At 65.2% G+C, this 3,089-nt stretch carries 5 protein-coding genes; 4 read left to right on the forward strand and 1 reads right to left on the reverse strand.

Features of this window, described 5'->3' with window-relative positions:
• From IJH84_RS24840 to IJH84_RS24855, 4 genes are all read left to right on the forward strand, one after another.
• On the forward strand, positions 1-536 hold a 536-nt coding region (locus IJH84_RS24840), incomplete at its 5' end, for a DegT/DnrJ/EryC1/StrS family aminotransferase (RefSeq protein ID WP_295149692.1).
• 39 nt (positions 537-575) lie between these two features.
• Positions 576-719 (forward strand): hypothetical protein, encoded by a 144-nt coding sequence (locus IJH84_RS24845; RefSeq protein ID WP_295149694.1) that lies wholly within the window; start codon positions 576-578, stop codon positions 717-719.
• A gap of 707 nt (positions 720-1,426) precedes the next feature.
• A complete protein-coding gene (locus tag IJH84_RS24850) occupies positions 1,427-2,320 on the forward strand; it encodes a helix-turn-helix transcriptional regulator (RefSeq protein WP_200071709.1) in 894 nt (297 codons plus the stop codon).
• Between the two features lie 76 nt (positions 2,321-2,396).
• A complete protein-coding gene (locus tag IJH84_RS24855; protein WP_200071710.1) occupies positions 2,397-2,720 on the forward strand; it encodes a hypothetical protein in 324 nt (107 codons plus the stop codon).
• A 178-nt stretch (positions 2,721-2,898) separates the two neighbouring features.
• Here IJH84_RS24855 and IJH84_RS24860 read toward each other — a convergent pair.
• Positions 2,899-3,089: DUF2795 domain-containing protein (locus IJH84_RS24860; protein WP_295149696.1), on the reverse strand; the 191-nt coding region annotated here is incomplete at its 5' end.

Raw genomic sequence — 3,089 nt, forward strand, 5'->3', positions numbered from 1 at the left:
ACCGCTGCCGAAGGCGTTTCGACTGGCAGCTGGGGACCCTGCCACACGGCTACGATCACAAGTACATCTTCTCTCACATCGGCTACAACCTGAAGACGACCGACCTGCAGGCGGCATTGGGCCTGAGCCAGCTCGCCCGAATCGACGAATTCGGGAAAAAGCGGCGAGAGAACTGGCAGCGATTGCGAGCCGAGCTGGATGGCTTGCCGGGCTTGGTGTTGCCGGAGCCGACGCCCGGCAGTGATCCGAGCTGGTTCGGCTTCGTCCTTTCGGTTCGACCGGATGCGTCGTTCACCCGGCAAGAGATCCAGTCTCACCTCGAGGCTAACGCCGTTCGAACCCGACTGCTGTTCAGCGGAAACTTGACACGGCATCCGGCATACCAAGACGTCGAATACCGCGTGGCGGGTGCTCTCGTCAACAGTGACGCGGTCACTCACCGTGCGTTCTGGATCGGTGTGTATCCGGGCATTACCAATAACATGCTTGACCATGTGGTTGACACCGTTCGTTCGTTCGTTCGTTCCCGCTCTTGAGGAAGGCCCCCTCGTCGTGGCGGAAGTTTCGGGGAGTGCGTGGACCAGTGGAGCGATCTGGACTCTCGCATCATGGCCGAGGATGTGGTCGGCGATATCACGGCCCGCACGGTCTGGGAAAGACTGGACGAGGAGCCTTCGGCGATGTTCTTTGTCGGGATCTGCCTGGCCGAGAGGCGGTAGGAGATGGTCGGGCAGGTGGATACCGAGCAGTTTTCTGGCCACAAAGGACAGTCCCTGGAATACGGCAAGGACGTCTGGACGAAGTACATCCTCCCAACCCAGCACGTGCTATATTTCGGTCTGCAGGCGAAGAAAAAAGCTCGACGCCGCCGGGGCGAGCCGGTCCAGCAACGCCAACATCGCCGAGATCTACGACCAGGTGCTGATGCTGCTCGGGACACAAGATCTTCGATTTCTAAAACAACAAGCACGTCCTAGTACTGCAACGGCACTCGGGTATATCTGGTTGTGGATCGTAGTGGATCATGGTCGGGATGGTGCTGGATGTGATCTCGGCGGAGTTGGAACGGCTGCATGCGCGGATCGCGTGGCCGTGTCGAAAAACCTCGCCACACAACCAAATTCGGCGCCAACCAGCCAGACATGATCACCTACACCTTAGCAGAGCTCCGCCGCCTGTTGATCAACCTCATCGCCCGGACGCCCCACCCGGCTCAACACGTCTGGTCCTGGTCACGCTGGCGCCGACGACGCCAACACCAAGCCCGACACTGCCACTACCGACAACGCGGCTACCCGCTTTGAGTGCCGTTGCAGTACTAAGCGGGTGTCTAACGGACGGGCGCGCACCGCTGCCCGGGTGGCTGCCGCGCTCTGTACGGTGGCCCTCGACAACGCTGTGATCGACCCCGCGGGAGGTGGCGGCCGTGTTCGACGACGACACCGGCATCATCGGGCGCCGCATCAGGGAAATCCGGTCGGACCGGCAGATGACGTTGCGACAGGTCGCCGAGCTCGCCGGGTTTTCCCCCTCGTACGTGAGTCGGCTGGAGACCGGCCGCCGAGCGGTCGACAAGCGGAAAGTGCTCGAACCGCTGGCGTACGCCTTGCGGGTCTCGCCGGTCGATCTCACCCGCGATGAACGGGACCACGGCGCGGGCATGGGCGAGCGACGTGCGCACACGGCACTGGTGCCGTTGGAGGCCGCGCTGGAGATCGACCTCGGAGACGATCCGGACGTCCCGGCCCGGCCGTGGCCCGAGATCGCCGCGGACATCGACCGGCTCCAGCACCTCCAGCACGGACTCAGCGACTACAACGGGCAGCTGGAGCTGCTGCCCACGCTCATCCCCGAGTTGCACGCCGCGCTGCAGCAGCAGCCCCGGTACCGCAACAACATCCTGCTCGCACTGCTGCACACGTATTCGAGCACGATGTGGTCGAGCAAGCGCCTCGGTGCGGCCGGGATGCCCGGGTTGGCCAGCCGTCACGCTGAGCGGATGGCCGCCGAAGCAGGCGACCATGCGCGCGTGGCGGCACTCGCCGACCAGGTCCCGGTGGAGATCATCCCGAGTCCCTCGCGACGCGCCGAGTTCCGGATGGACACCGGTCGCGTCCTGCTCGACTCGAAACGAACCAGGGACAAGGGACTGCGGTTTTTGACGCTGGCTCACCAAGAAGCGCCCCAGCGGGTCGCCAACGATGCGTTCACGCGCGAGGCGATCGCGAACAGGCTGCGAGCCGAACGGCGCGAGGCCGGAAGCCGCGAACTCCGCTACCTCGCCCACGCAGTCGGGCTCGGCCCCAGCGGACGACGCTAGACTGACCGAGTGAAACCACGCTAGCGTTGCCAACCTGGCACAGGAGTGCCCGCGAACGCTTCTAGCGTTCCCGCTCGTGCAAACAGAGCAACCGCCCCTTGTCCTGCCACCAGGCCCCTATCCCGCGCTGCGCGCGGTCAAAGCATTACCGCTGGCCGGGTTCTCGGCCAAGCGGTTACTCGCCCGCGGTGAGCCGCAAACCATGATCTTCCGGCGCACCTGGCACGGCACCGACGATGTCGTGTTCATCTTCGACGAGCACGACGCCGAGGCATACCGCGCCAACGTGACCGTGCGCATGGAGACCGACCCGTTCGCCCTCGCCGAACGCCCAGACCTCGCTGAAGAGGTCACCGGCACTGTGGTCGACGTCGTCGCGACCGTCCTCGAATGGCCGTGACGGGTCGGCCCGCCTGCCGCTGATGTACTCGCTCGCCGCATCCGCGCCCATGCAGTAGAGCAAGTCCGGCGGCAGCTCAGCGACGTCGCCATCGCTGCCGCGGTCAACTGCTTCACGAAGCGGCGGGCCGCTCGCGCGGACGCCTGCGGCTCCGCCGCGCGACCGCTCGCAACCATCCCTAACCGCGAGCCGTGCCGCCGGGCGCGTCTCCCTCGGGTTCCTGCGGAACCGCTTCGATGACCTGTTCCTTGTTGGCATAGCGCCCGGCGGGTACCGCCCGGAGTGCGGTGAGGGTTTCCGCGCCCGCCCCGCGGTCGGTCGCGAACTCGATCAGCTGTTCATGCGTGGCGGGGAATTCGAGCCCTTGCA

Source organism: Saccharopolyspora sp. (assembly GCF_017434145.1).
GTDB lineage: Bacteria > Actinomycetota > Actinomycetes > Mycobacteriales > Pseudonocardiaceae > Saccharopolyspora_C > Saccharopolyspora_C galaxeae.